General features: G+C 62.5%; 10 protein-coding genes, 2 tRNA genes and 1 pseudogene. 2 read left to right on the top strand and 11 right to left on the bottom strand.

Annotation, left to right across the window (positions count from 1 at the left end; genetic code table 11):
• Positions 1-1,024, bottom strand: a 1,024-nt coding sequence (locus ING15_RS18895; RefSeq protein ID WP_332873865.1) for a cache domain-containing protein, incomplete at its 3' end; no start/stop codon positions are given.
• A gap of 385 nt (positions 1,025-1,409) precedes the next feature.
• Between ING15_RS18895 and ING15_RS18890 the strand changes: the two genes are divergently transcribed.
• Positions 1,410-1,889, top strand: a complete 480-nt coding sequence (locus tag ING15_RS18890) for a hypothetical protein (protein WP_206456396.1) — start codon at positions 1,410-1,412, stop codon at positions 1,887-1,889.
• 183 nt (positions 1,890-2,072) lie between these two features.
• Here ING15_RS18890 and ING15_RS18885 read toward each other — a convergent pair.
• The 10 genes and pseudogenes from ING15_RS18885 to ING15_RS18835 all read right to left on the bottom strand — a co-directional run.
• Positions 2,073-2,555, bottom strand: a pseudogene (locus ING15_RS18885) (DUF2478 domain-containing protein); the annotation flags it as partial.
• Positions 2,556-2,662: 107 nt separating this feature from the next.
• Positions 2,663-5,128, bottom strand: coding sequence for an arsenate reductase (azurin) large subunit (locus ING15_RS18880; RefSeq protein ID WP_206456395.1), 2,466 nt, complete (start codon positions 5,126-5,128; stop codon positions 2,663-2,665).
• Between the two features lie 11 nt (positions 5,129-5,139).
• Positions 5,140-5,604 (bottom strand): arsenate reductase (azurin) small subunit, encoded by a 465-nt coding sequence (locus ING15_RS18875; protein ID WP_232845884.1) that lies wholly within the window; start codon positions 5,602-5,604, stop codon positions 5,140-5,142.
• 200 nt (positions 5,605-5,804) lie between these two features.
• Complete coding sequence (locus ING15_RS18870) at positions 5,805-7,019, bottom strand: sigma-54-dependent transcriptional regulator (protein ID WP_206456393.1); 1,215 nt, start codon at positions 7,017-7,019, stop codon at positions 5,805-5,807.
• A complete protein-coding gene (locus ING15_RS18865) occupies positions 7,013-8,440 on the bottom strand; it encodes a sensor histidine kinase (protein WP_206456392.1) in 1,428 nt (475 codons plus the stop codon). Before ING15_RS18865 ends, ING15_RS18870 begins: the two co-directional genes overlap by 7 nt.
• A gap of 2 nt (positions 8,441-8,442) precedes the next feature.
• On the bottom strand, positions 8,443-9,291 hold the full coding sequence (locus ING15_RS18860; RefSeq protein ID WP_206456391.1) for a substrate-binding domain-containing protein: 849 nt from the start codon (positions 9,289-9,291) through the stop codon (positions 8,443-8,445).
• 297 nt (positions 9,292-9,588) lie between these two features.
• Positions 9,589-10,701 carry an ACR3 family arsenite efflux transporter gene (gene arsB / locus ING15_RS18850; RefSeq protein ID WP_206456390.1) on the bottom strand — a complete coding sequence of 371 codons (1,113 nt, stop codon included), beginning with the start codon at positions 10,699-10,701 and terminating at the stop codon, positions 9,589-9,591.
• On the bottom strand, positions 10,698-11,135 hold the full coding sequence (gene arsC / locus ING15_RS18845; protein WP_206456389.1) for an arsenate reductase (glutaredoxin): 438 nt from the start codon (positions 11,133-11,135) through the stop codon (positions 10,698-10,700). Before arsC ends, arsB begins: the two co-directional genes overlap by 4 nt.
• Complete coding sequence (locus ING15_RS18840; protein ID WP_206456388.1) at positions 11,132-11,473, bottom strand: ArsR/SmtB family transcription factor; 342 nt, start codon at positions 11,471-11,473, stop codon at positions 11,132-11,134. The genes arsC and ING15_RS18840 overlap by 4 nt, the downstream gene beginning before the upstream one ends.
• Before the next feature lie 599 nt (positions 11,474-12,072).
• Positions 12,073-12,148, bottom strand: a tRNA-Phe gene (locus ING15_RS18835).
• A 232-nt stretch (positions 12,149-12,380) separates the two neighbouring features.
• On the opposite strand from ING15_RS18835, the gene ING15_RS18830 reads away from it, so the two are divergent.
• Positions 12,381-12,455: transfer RNA gene (locus ING15_RS18830), tRNA-Thr, on the top strand.
• Positions 12,456-12,708: the final 253 nt, after the last annotated feature.

Genomic DNA, 12,708 nt, shown 5'->3' with positions numbered 1-12,708 from the left:
TCTGCTCCAAGGCCGGAATCTCCGTGGTCAGATCGCCGCCAGCGAGTTGGGACATCCTGTCGGCCATGCCGCTGATCGCGCCGCCGATGCGACGGCCGACGAACAGCGCGACGACGATAGCGAGCCCCATGGCGAGGAGGGCGGCGAAGGCGGCAATCCAACTGATTTCCGTCGAGATGGCCTGCAGCGCCGCCTGCGAGGTCATCAAATGCGCAACGCCGGAGACATTACCGGCGAAGTCCTTGATCGGACGGGCGACACCGACATGGGGCTGACCGTCGATGACAACGGCCGTCGGAACCGTCTCGCCATCGCGCACACGTGCCAGCGTGGCGCCGTCGAGCAGCGGCGCACCTTCGAAGGTTGCCGCCGAACGGGCGTTGGCGGCATCCTTGGAGGCAAAGGCCGCCACTTCCTCCATCGGAAAGATGTAGATTTCCCCCTCGTCGTCGGCGCCGTCGGTCAGTCCAGCGAGAAACTCCTGCCCGAAGCCCAGGCCAAATTCGACGGTTCCGACATGGCGGCCGTTGTACTCGACCGGATGGACAGCCCGAACACCGACGCCGGCCCGTCCGCGTTCGAGCCCGATCACCGGCTTTTTGCTGGCGTTGGCTTCCATGACCGTGAAGCGGAACGAGGACAGATCGTCGCCGAACTTTTCCGGCTTGTGGACGCGCAGGAAGGAAATGCCCTGAGGGGTATGGAACTGAAACTGTTCCACCCCGTATTGCGTCTTCATCGCATCGAAGCCGGGCACGAAGATATCCGCCAGACGCTGACGATCGTTGAAAGCGACGGCCTGGCCAACGGCCGGCTGGCGGGCGACCAGAGCCGCGAGACTGAGCGCCTTCTTGACCTCGGCGTCGATCGAGCGGTCGAGCTTGCGCTCCATGATGGCGAGCTCGCGCTCGGCGGCCCGATCCACCAGACGCTCCGCCCCGAGAAACAGCGGTATGCCGACCGCAAGCGCCGCAACGAAAGCAGCGAACACGACCGAAACGAAAAGGCGAGTGCGAAGGGACATGGCGACAATCCAGGGTTTTATAAGCAATCCCTTGTAACGATGTGGGCTTTGCTGAAAGGTTAAGCCAGGCAGCGGGGTGCAAGCCTGGTGACAGCCTGCAAAGGCCCTGGATGATCAGCGGTCTTTCAGCCGCAAGACCGCCGCCAAATCACTTCGGTCAACGGGTATCGGCATTCGTCGAAGCCGCGCGGCGGGCGGACCATGTCCGAGCGAAGCGGCACTCCGCCGCATCGGCGACGCGGCGAGCACGCAGGAAAAATATCCATAGCCGGGAAAGCGACGGCCGCCGGCGCGTTATTTAGGTTTTTCGGGCCGTCCCACAAGCGAATATTGTCCCGCCGCGGTCCATCCCCGGGCTGCGACGCGTCGCCTTGACACGTCGCGGATGTGCCGAAATGGTCCGCATTCCCGACCCACTGGAAAGCGGAACCGCGATGTCATCGAAAAAGAGTCGGCCACAAAGCCAACAACCAAGAAGTATGGCCAGTTTTCCAGTGGTATCGAGGAGCCAACCGCCGCCGGGCAGTCCATCGCCGATGCCGACGCAATGAACGGGGGCGGCGACCGCATACCGTCGTCCGCCGAGTTGCCTGTCGTCATCTACGCGCCCTACGGCAATGATGGCAGAACGCTCCATGCGGTGCTGACGGACGCCGGCTTCACGCCGGTTATTGCCAATGACCTCGCACAATTACGGACCAGTCTTGCGCGCGAGGCCGGACTATTGGTCATCAGCCAGGAAGGATTGACCGAAAATTCACTCGGGCTGATCGGCTACATCACCGGCCAGGCACCGTCCCGCGGGCGGGGAACGATGCGACGAGCCTCCCGGCGACAGGGCCAGTGCTCAGCCCCTCCCGCATAACCCTCGAAAACAACGAGAAAATCCGGCCGCAGCCGGATGGGGAGAACGCTTTCGCGAGGCCAAGTGGCGGAGAGGATGGGCCTGACGTCCAACCGTCTCTGGCAATAGGCCCGTCCCGTCTGTTCGACAACCATCTGTAAATGATTGATGAACCTCAAATTGGGCGCGGCGGGCCTCGGGCTTTCAGGCCACGGTCAGACGCTTGGGAACTCCGGCCAAACGATACCATTCACGAACGGCATGCATCTCTGGCGACGAGGGCTCTGCGATCCCGTCCGAGAGCGCGTGAAAGTCGGGCACGTTCATCTTGTTTACGCCGACCAGCGTCGGAACTCCCAACTCCATCGCTATCGAGATGGCGGGACATTGACCACGGCCTTGCGCCTCCTGCTTGCCGAACTTGTTGATAATCAGAATGTCCGCATCAGCGAGACGCGCCTCCACCGCGGCTGCGATGGTTTCGATCGCACCGCTATCCAGGCGGCATCCCCTCGCATACGATCCCAACGGTTGACTGATGCGAAACGCTGGCCCGTCCGGAAGCACGCGCAGATCCATGTCGCAGGGATGCCCCAGCAGATCGACAGGTTTTTCGCGGACAGTTCCGGCCATTCGCAGGCCATCACTTTCGAAAGCCTTGACGACTTGCGAAATAAATTCATCGACCGCACGCGCCCGGACATGGTTACATAAGCAAGCAGCATTGGAGCCCCCGGATCGGAGAAAGTGTGGCGCGCGCTTCGACGCGCCACAGTCGAGACTTCAAACAATGTTCAGAGCGAGACTTCCTTGGCCTTGAAGGAGATCGCTGCTGTCTCCGCTGTCGCGTGCGAGATCTTGCGGATATCGCCCCAGCAGTGCTTGTAATCTGGCAGGACCAGTTCATTCACACCCGGGTTGACCACGTTACCCTGACTACCCGCGGGTGAACCAAAGACCATCGCAACCTGCCCGCGCTTGGCTGAGGCCGTTGGATAGGCCATGCCCTGCGTCACACCGTTGTCGTTGATGATCTCGATCAGATCGCCTGGATTCAGGTCCATCTCCACCATGTCATCGGGGTTCATCTCGATGAACGGATAGGGGAAGCGGTCCTGGATGAACTCGTTCTTCTGATCGAGGAACTGGTTCTGCCAGAAGATGTTGGCCCGAACGTTGTTGATCCAGAACGTGTGGGCGGCCTGTTCACGGGCCTTGCCCGCAGCCTGCCAGCCGCGCCAGCCCGCCGCACAGAACAACGCCTTCTTGTCGTCGCGGCCATGCCGGTCGAACTTGCCATCGGCATAGAGCCGCTTGGTCCCGACAAGCTCACCATTCCCGTAACCGACGACCGGTTCCTGCACCCCGTTGTTGCCCATGGCGCGCAGGCGGTCGTAGGTCACTTCCGGGTTGCCGGCATTGTAGCCGTCCATGAAGGCGTCTTCCTCGGTCTGCCAGTCATAGCCCTTGAACTGGTCGGCATAGGCGTCGTTGCCCATCTCGCGCAGCACGCGCTCCATGCTCTGGGCCATTTCCCCCGCGATCAGGCAGTCTGGCTTGGAATTGCCATAGGGGTCCATGTATCTTTCAGACAGGCGCAGGCGCCGCTCGCCGTTCATCGAGGTGAGGTTCATCTCATTCGATTCACAGGCGGGCAGGATCACATGCGCGTTCTGGCCGATCTGGCTGTGGATGATGTCCACGTCCACCACGAACAGGCCACCGGCATTGATCGCGGCAACGATGGCGTCGACCATCTGCTCGCGGGTTCCCCCGGCGGCGGCGTCGATCGCGTCCTTGACCATGTCCGACCGGCGCTTGTGAACCCGCTTGAATTCTGCGGCGTTCAGCGTGGTCTTGTAGTGGTCGCAGGCCCAGATGTGATGCACACCGCCCAGGCCCCGGATCAGGAACTGGTCGACATACTCCGCCGGACGACCGACATGAGCATCGGACGGACGATAGTAGCCTTCCTGGTGGCCACCCAGACGGCACACACCGCCGCCTTCGCGGCCGATATTGCCTGTGGCCAGGGCGATGTTCACCAGCGCACCAATGGTACGGTAGTTGTCATTGCCCCAGATGATGCCCTTCTCGTATGCCGTCACGCATTTGCGGCGGCTGCCATCGTCATGCGGCATGGCGATCCATTCGGCTGCCTTCTGGATGTCGGCGGCCGACACGCCACAGATATCCGCCGCCTCGTCAAGCGAGGTGCGACAGGTTTGCATGGCATAGTCGAGACTGCCAAGGCCTGCGGGATGCGCGCTATCCTCGGCAACGGCTTCGCCGCCCTGGAAGGTCGAGTTTGCGATGAACTCGGAATCCGTCCAGCCCTGATCGACGATGTGCGTAAAGATGGCGTTCAACAGCGCCATATCCGTGCCTTCGTTGATCGCCAGGTGCAGTACGTTCTCCGGCCTGGCATATTGCTCAGAGGAATGAACCGTCAGCGTGCGGCGCGGATCGACAACAACCATCTTTGCGCCGCCCTGCAGGCCCGGTACCATGTGGTTGAGATAGAGGTTGGTCTGAGTCTCCATCGAGTTGGCACCGACCATGAAGATCGTGTCGGTAAGCGTGTAGTCCTCGTAAGCATAGTTCAGTTCGCCCAGCCCCATGTCGCGGGTAGAATGCACCTCTGAGTTATAGGCCGGGCGGTTGTGAATGCGGCAATTTTTCACCTTCATGCTCTCGAAGTAGAGCTTGCCGGTACCCCAGGTATTCTCATAGCCGCCAGCAGACCCGCCGTGGTCAAACATGGATACAACTAGATCATCCTCGGAGCCTTCGGTGACGACGCGTGCCGTGACCCGGGCAACAAGGTCCAGCGCGTCGTCCCAGGATGTGGGCTGCCAAGTGCCGTTGCGCCAGACCATCGGGTCTGTCAGGCGCTGCTGCTGCGTGCCGGTCACCTTCGAGGGGCGGTTTTCGGCCATGCGCGCGCCGCGGATCGAGCCGAGGCCCGAGTTCACGACGCAATCCACATCCGGTTTGACGACGACGTGCACGTCTTTGCCGTCTTGCTTGACGACATTGTACATCGACGGCGCATACCACGCCTCGGTGTCCTGATACTGCTGTTCTCTCAGGTCAACGCCGAACTTGTTCTGGTTCGGGGCGGTGCCGCCCTGCTTGTTCATTGGCCAGGTATAGGCCTTGTAGCCGCAACCGACGATGCAGTAGTGGCAGGTAACGTTGTGTTCCTTGGCGTCTGCGGGGATGATCGGCAGACGGTCGATCTGTCTTTTGTAAGCCATGTCTCTCTCCCTTACAGCACGTTCGAGAGGCGACCGTAGATTAGCTCGTCGACCCCGTTCGCGTAGATATCGCCCTTGTCATCCACGCTCAGCAGGAACTGGGCGAGGTTGTTGGTGGCATGGCCCCAGATCTGCTGGCCGCCGGCCTCGCAGTCAAAGCGCGAATGGTGCCCGGGGCAGTTGAGGCTCTTGTCCTCGGCCGAATAGCTCAGCATCCAGCCCTTGTGCGGGCAGAGCACCGAGAATGCGACAGTGTCGCCATCCGGACCAACACCGCCTTCGACGGCTTCGCCCAGCTTGAGCAGAACGCCCGGACTGTCGGCATCGGGATAGGCGATATCCATCGGCTCGTTGACCGCCAGATCGGCCAGATTGGCCAACCGGTTCGTCGGCATGTCGACGCGGGCAAGCGCCTGCGCCTTGGCCTGTTCTGGCGTCACGACCGTCGTGGCAACGGCACCCGCCGTGGCCATCATGCCGCCCCTTAGAAACTGTCGACGTCCTGCGTCGACCAATCGATTGCATTTCATGGATAGAGTCCTCCCTGGATAGGTTTTGAGCAGCGTAGCTCAATTCCCGGGCAGGATGTGAACGTCCATCGGTGCGCGGTGAGACAATAAGATATTATTTATATTATAGAATTGGAGGCGTTCGGATTTCCGAACGTCTGCGATCGTCAAAGACCGAGCTTCTGCATCTTCTCCCAGAGAGTCGTTCTCGACACCTTGAGGAGACGGGCCGTTTCGGCGATCTGCCCGCCCGTGCGCTCGAGCGCCTTGATGATCTGGCGGCGCTCGGCGACGTCTCTGGCTTCCGACAGGGACTGAACCTCCAGGTGTTCCTGGTTCAGTTCCGGAAACACATCTGCCGGATAGACCCAGTCGCCGGTCGCGACGTCCATGGCGCGGAGGAGCCGGGACCGCAGTTCGCGCCCGTTCCCCGGCCAGTCATGATCGCGGATGGCTGTCAGGGCGAGTTCGGAAAGCCCGCGCATCGGCACCTCGCGTCGTTCGTTCAGAGCCTTGAACATCTGACCCGCCAGCCAGACGGCGTCCTGGCCCCGTTGTGAAAGGGGCGGCACCACGATCTCGTTCGCGACAAGGACGTACAGGAGGTCGGAGCGGAAGTCGCCCGCCTCGGCCTTCTCCTCGATCCGGGTGCCGCAGGAGGCGATGAGCCTGAACGGGGCGTTCTCGAGAGCGTCCATCAGGCGGTGTTGGCCTGCGCCATCCAGACGCCCCACACCATTGACGAACAGGGTACCGTCGGAAATGGTCTCGAACGCGGCGACAAGCTCGTCAGCCGGCAAATCGTCCCGGAAGGCATTGACCGCAAGGAAGGGGGCGGAGCAGCGGTCGGAAAGCTCGTGAATGCATCTCGCAATGCCTTCCTTTCCGAGTCCGCGTCCGCCGCGGATCAGGATCGGCCAATCGTGTCGCGCGAACTCGGCAACCACAGCATCCACCTGTCGGGCAAGTGGTGAAATGCCGGTCTGGGCCGGGAGACCCACGCTCGGATTCGGGCGCAGGATCTGGGTGAGACGCCCGAGGAAGGCCGACGTGTCAAAGGGCTTCGTCATGTAGTCCGCGCCGCCGGCCCTCAGGAGTCGGACGGCCTGGTCGATCTCGCCCTGTCCCGTGATGAAGAGAAACGGCGGAGGCGTGATCGAGCGTGACACCGTGTTGAAGATATCCTCTCCCGTCCCGTCAGGCAGGCGGATGTCGCAAATGACGGCATCGACTGGACGACGTGGCGTCCGAACGGCCCAGATGCCCCGGATTGCCTGCTTGACCCATGTGACTTCGGCCCCTTCGAGTTCCAGACGTTGCAGAAGCGAGTTGCCCATGAGGGCATCGTCCTCAATCAGGACGAGATAGCGGCCCGTCAACATGGCTGAGCCTTCCCTCTTGGGAGACTGACAGTCACCTCCGTTCGGCCATTCGACCGATTGCAGGCGACGCCGCCTCCAAGCCCGGCGACAAGATCCCGAACCAATCGCAATCCGACCCCGCTGCCGGGCTCCACCGGCGCCGCCTCGGACAGGAGCCGGGCTCGGGCTGTTTCCGAAAGCCCGGGCCCGTCGTCCGTCACCGCCAGCAGAAGTCTGTCGTTCTCCTCACGGATGCTAAGCGACACCACGCCACCTTCGGGCGCGGCCGAGGACGCATTCAGCAGGAGATTCAGCGCGACCTGCCGGACAGGCGCCGACGGAAGGCCTTTGAGGACGTTGTCACATCCCTTAATCTTCCATTCGAGCCGCTGCCCGCGACGGGTTGTTTCGGGCTCGAAGAGTAATCGCAGATCTTCGAAATCGGACCCGGAAAGTAGGCGGTCCGACCTGTCCATTCGGTTCTCTTCCAGGATGGCCCGGCTCACATCCCGCAGATGACGAAGCCCGCGGTCGAGCAGTTCTGCGGATTGCCGGACGGCATCCGGGCGATCGGCGTAGGTGCGGATCGTGTCCGTCGCGTTCAGGAGCCCCCCGAGCGGGTTGTTAATCTCGTGCGCGAGAGATGAGGAGAGCCGACCGAGACTGACGAAGCGTTCCCGCTCCGCGAGACGCCGCTCGGCCTCGGTCCTCGCGTCGATCGCCCCCGCCATGTTGTTGAAGTTGCGCAAGAGCCTTGCGAGTACCGAGTCCGAGCGAGGTATCGCCGCCTCCGGGATGGGATGCGGTGCATCCCCCGCTTCCCCCATGTGATGTGCTAACAGTTCGACCGGCTTCAGCATCCGCGCCATGACGAAGTATCCCGCGAGAACGAGGATCAACGTCGCCACCGCATTGCCTGCCAGGAGGGAGAGCGTTGCGTGTCGGCGTTGCGCGACAAGATCGCTGACATCGAGTTCTGTCACGATCTGTCCGACTTCCCGGCCCTGAACGGACAGGGGCGCCATCACCCGTACCACCGAGTCTCCGTTCGCCGCGGTCACTTCGCTGACCGGAAAAGCGTCGTCCGCGAAAGCCTCGATGCTTTCATCCACCGGTGCGCGCAGTGGATCCGTCGCGGCCAGAATGCGGCCCCGTTCGTCCGCTACGACCGTGAAGAGGATACGTTCGCCCGAGGCGTTCGCGCGCGCCCTGTCGAGCGTATCGTAGACCTCCCACACATCCTTGTGCAGCGCGAACGGACCCAAGGCCACGGCAAGGCCCTCGACGTGAAGCCGCGCGTATTCCTGCAGCCGAGCGTCTTGAAGTTTGCCGAGCGTGGAGAGGACCTGTTGCGATGCGACGAGGCCGAGCAGGGTCATGAGAATCGCAGTCGCGACGGCGACCCGTATCGTGATTGGCCACGTCCCGACACGTGTCAGCATTGTCAGCGCCCCGAGAGCTCGGCCATCCGCTCGGCGATTCCGTCGAAGAGCGTCATGTCACCCTCCTGGATTCGGTCGAGGAACAGAAGCTGAAGCGCGTCGCGCCCGGCCGGGGAGGAATCCAGGCTCCTCAGCGCCGCACCGAACCTCCGGACCGAGGGGTCTGACGCCCGGTCGGCGCGGGCGGCGAAGGGCGGGAACCCAAGCCACTCCGACTTGGTCACGATCCTCGTCCGCGCGGTCAGGGATGGCTCGACACTGGCCAGGGTCTCCCAGACATAACCGTCGACGCTCCCGGAGCGGGTCAGGCCGCCCGCAACCGCGCGGACGACGTTGCGGTGCCCGTAGGTGAACAGGGAGCGCGAGAAGAACCGATCGGGCGTCTCCCCTAGGCGGGCAAGATCCGAGGCGGTCACTAGGTAGCCCGAGTTGCTGTCTGGATCCGAGAAGGCGTGAACATCGCCCCGGAGATCCTCGAGTTCTGACGCCGTGTCATCTGCCCCGACGATCAGATAGGATTGATACAGGGGACGACCGCGCCAAACCGGAACGCCGAGCAGCGCGAGGCTGTCGCGATGCTGAAGGAAGGGATAGCCGCAGATCCAAGCTGCATCCACCGAGCGGTCCAGAATGGTCGCCGTGATCTCTTGATACGTCCTGCGCTGGATCAGATCTACCGGTTCGCCCATCGCTTCGGAGAAGGCTGATCTGAGGCGTTCGATGACAGTGGCATCGTTGTCCAGAAAGACCGGCGTCAGTCCAAGCCGGAATGTCTCAACAGCCCGCACAAGGGCCGGGAGACCGACTGCCGCACACGTGCTTGCTCCGGCGAGAAATCGCCTCCTGTTCATCTAAAATGCCTCCCGATCGGTATGTTAGCGACGAGCGCCGGTGACAAGCAACGCCACTGTCCCTCGGACGCGCTAGAGGACTCATGCGCCGGAAGCGACGAGTCAGTCACCGATGGGGCGCCACACGCCGCCTCCTCCGAGGCAAAGCGCGAGTAGGAGCGAGCCCGAAGCGAGCCATAGAGCATCAGGATGCGCGGCGGGTGCGTGGGCACGCCCGGCCCGGCGCGCGCAGCTACGTCGATCGGCTGGAGCGACGCAGGGTCGATGTTCGGCAGGTCCTAGATCGGGACATTATGGTCAGCCATGCCGCGCGCCTCCGGCGTCCGCGGGGAAATGATGCCGCGTCCGGTTGGCGAAGGCGACGAGCGACAGCATGACCGGAACCTCGACGAGCACACCCACCACGGTGGCGAGCGCGGCCCCGGATTGAAGTCCGAAGAGGCTGATGGCGACGGCGACCGCGAGCTCGAAGAAGTTCGACGTGCCGATCAGCGCGCAGGGCGCCGCGACGTTGAAGGGCACGCGCCAGGCCCATGCGGCCGCATAGGCGAGCGCGAAGATGCCGTAGGACTGGATCAGGAGCGGAACGGCAATCAGCGCGATCAGCAGTGGCTGCTCCAGGATGATCTGGCCCTGAAACCCGAAGAGGAGCACGACCGTCGCCAGGAGGCCAATCACCGACAAAGGCTTCACCGCGGCCGTGAAACGCGCGACCGCTGCCTCAGCCTCCGTGCCCCGGTTTCCCCGAGCGAGCCATTGGCGCGTGGCGGCCCCTGCCGCCAGCGGGATCAGGATGTAGAGCCCGACCGAGAGGATCAGCGTTTGCCACGGTACGACGATGTCGGTGACGCCGAGGAGCAGTGCCACGATTGGCGCGAAGGCAAAGACCATGATGACGTCGTTCACGGAGACCTGCACCAGCGTATAGGTCGGGTCGCCTCGCGTCAGTTGCGACCACACGAACACCATCGCCGTGCAGGGGGCGGCGCCGAGCAGGATCAGACCCGCGATGTATTGCTGCGCATCGGCCGGCGCGATCAGGTCCGCGAACAGGACTTCGAAGAACAGGACGGCGAGCCCCGCCATGGTGAAGGGCTTCACGAGCCAATTCACCACGATCGTCAGCACCAGGCCCTTCGGCCGGTCGCCGATATGCGACAGGCTCGCGAAGTCGACCGCCACCATCATCGGATAGACCATCGCCCAGATCAGGACCGCGACGACGAGATTGACGGACGCGATCTCCAGGCCGGAAAGTGCTTCGAACAGGCCCGGTAGCATGTTGCCGAGCAGCAGGCCGGCGCCGATGCAGAGCGCCACCCAGACCGAGAGCCATTTTTCGAAAAAGCCGATACCGGCGGGCGGTGCTGCGATGGCCTCGGCCGGGGGCGCGTAGGTGTCGTTGCTCATCGGGCGGAGCTCTCGTTCACCCGGTGTCCGTTGGCGTCCACCACAAGCGCGCCGTCTTCCTTGCGGAATTCGCCCTGCTGCGGATTGGGCAGGATCTCCAGTACGGCCTCGGGCGGCCGACAGAGCCGGGTTCCGAGCGAGGTCTCGACGATCGGTCGGTTGATCAGGATCGGATGCGCGAGCATCAGGTCGATCAGCTCGTCGTCGGAGAACTTCGGATCGTCGAGCCCGAGCTCGTCATAGGGCGTGCCCTTCCGGCGCAGGAGATCGCGCACGGGAATGCCCATCGCGGCAATCAGCGCCACGAGCCGCTCGCGGCTCGGCGGGGTCTTCAGGTATTCGATGACCACCGGCTCCTCGCCGGCGTTGCGGATCAGCGCCAGCACGTTGCGCGACGTGCCGCAGTTCGGATTGTGATAAATCGTGGTGGTCATGCGGTCTCTTTCCGGGCGGCGGCCGTCGGGGGAGCGATCCCGCATGCCGCCGGGTCGCCAGCGCAGCAATGGCGGGTCAGGTATTCGATCAGGCCTGTCATGGTGGAGAAGCTGGCCGAGTAGATGAGCGAGCGGCTCTCGCGCCGGACCGTCACCAGCCCGGCGTGCTTCAGCTCCTTGAGGTGGAACGAGAGCGTGGCTGAAGGGAGATCCAGCGCCTCTCCGATCCGCCCCACTGCGCGCCCTTCCGGGCCGGCCTCCACCAGAAGACGGAAGATGTCGAGACGCGTCTCCTGCGAGAGCGCGGCCAGCGCGGCTAAGGTGTCCTTTTTATCCATATCTCCACAATATTGGAGATGTAAGGGATGATCAATCCCCAGAGTGCGCAGCTAAGGCCGATCTTCGAGAGCCCTGCACGCCCGTGCCTGCTCGCGCAGTACGACATAGTCGCTCATCATTTCAGCCAGCACTGAGCGCTCCGGCAGCAGCAAGAGCTCGTCGGCCGCGCGCGCCCGGAGATCGCGACTGTACTCCACGACCGGCGGGCATGCAGAGATGCCGCCCGTCTCAGAACCGACGGTGGCGCAGCCGCTCAGCATCACCAGAGAGACCCTGCGCTGGCCTTGGTCTGCAACTGAGAGTGCGCATTGATTTACGGATTGCCCGGACGAGTAAACAATTGGTACTCGTGGCCGCTGTAGATGGTTGGCATCAAATGGGCCTGAGATGAAATCATGGGTCTTGTGCTTTATTGCGTTCCATGGGCCAGGATAATTTCGATTTATTTGCTAATCAAATGCGTTAACAATGTACTACCCAGTATTATGCAGGGCAGCATAACGCTTTGATGGAAAAGATGGTTAAAAATCAGCTAGGCTGTGCTAGCAAAAAAGTACTTTCGAGGGCAAAGCAAAAAGCGCTAACTGCTTGAAAATAATGGTGCCCAGGGACGGAATCGAACCGCCGACACTGCGATTTTCAGTCGCATGCTCTACCAACTGAGCTACCTGGGCGCCGTTTCGCCGAAACGCCCCGAATGCGGAACGTCAAGCCGGTGAAAGCTCGCGCCTTATAGAAAAGCTCCAGGACGCTGTCCAGCGTTTCGACAGCGGCGCCCCGGAAAAATATGATGGTGCCGCTGCCCCGGCCTGGCGGCGGACGCTTGGCGACTTTGATTGGCCAACACCGCTTTTCCGGTAACCGTGTGTTGACGTGTCAACCGAAATCGGAGAGATAGCGCCCAACGCTGCCGTAGCTCAGTGGTAGAGCACTCCCTTGGTAAGGGAGAGGTCGACAGTTCAATCCTGTCCGGCAGCACCAGTCCTGGTTCACGCGGACTTTGCCCTCTCCTTTTTCTGCGCAGACGCCGATTTGCCTCCACACTCCGGTCGACGCTTCGGAGTGCAAGGGCGCCGCGCACGGCTCAGGTCCTCCATCTGCGCACCGCCTGTCGGCACGGGCGTCGATCCGTCACTCGCCCATGTCACCGAGCGCGCTCCCTCGCAGGATTTCGATATTGCGGGAATCGATCAGCTTGATGAACCCCAGTTCCTTCAGTCTCGTGAACGTCCGC

Source organism: Aurantimonas marina (assembly GCF_017183135.1).
GTDB lineage: Bacteria > Pseudomonadota > Alphaproteobacteria > Rhizobiales > Rhizobiaceae > Aurantimonas > Aurantimonas marina.
Note: the sequence above shows the minus strand (reverse complement) of the source record. Positions and strands in the feature narration are given on the sequence as shown.

What these genes read in the sequence shown, in the direction of transcription:
- ING15_RS18840 (WP_206456388.1), bottom strand. Translation starts at nt 11,473, where the DNA reads ATGGATAAAAAGGACACCTTAGCCGCGCTGGCCGCGCTCTCGCAGGAG.
- ING15_RS18890 (WP_206456396.1), top strand. Translation starts at nt 1,410, where the DNA reads ATGTGCCGAAATGGTCCGCATTCCCGACCCACTGGAAAGCGGAACCGC.
- ING15_RS18870 (WP_206456393.1), bottom strand. Translation starts at nt 7,019, where the DNA reads ATGTTGACGGGCCGCTATCTCGTCCTGATTGAGGACGATGCCCTCATG.
- ING15_RS18860 (WP_206456391.1), bottom strand. Translation starts at nt 9,291, where the DNA reads ATGAACAGGAGGCGATTTCTCGCCGGAGCAAGCACGTGTGCGGCAGTC.
- ING15_RS18875 (WP_232845884.1), bottom strand. Translation starts at nt 5,604, where the DNA reads ATGATGGCCACGGCGGGTGCCGTTGCCACGACGGTCGTGACGCCAGAA.
- arsB (WP_206456390.1), bottom strand. Translation starts at nt 10,701, where the DNA reads ATGAGCAACGACACCTACGCGCCCCCGGCCGAGGCCATCGCAGCACCG.
- ING15_RS18865 (WP_206456392.1), bottom strand. Translation starts at nt 8,440, where the DNA reads ATGCTGACACGTGTCGGGACGTGGCCAATCACGATACGGGTCGCCGTC.
- ING15_RS18880 (WP_206456395.1), bottom strand. Translation starts at nt 5,128, where the DNA reads ATGGCTTACAAAAGACAGATCGACCGTCTGCCGATCATCCCCGCAGAC.
- arsC (WP_206456389.1), bottom strand. Translation starts at nt 11,135, where the DNA reads ATGACCACCACGATTTATCACAATCCGAACTGCGGCACGTCGCGCAAC.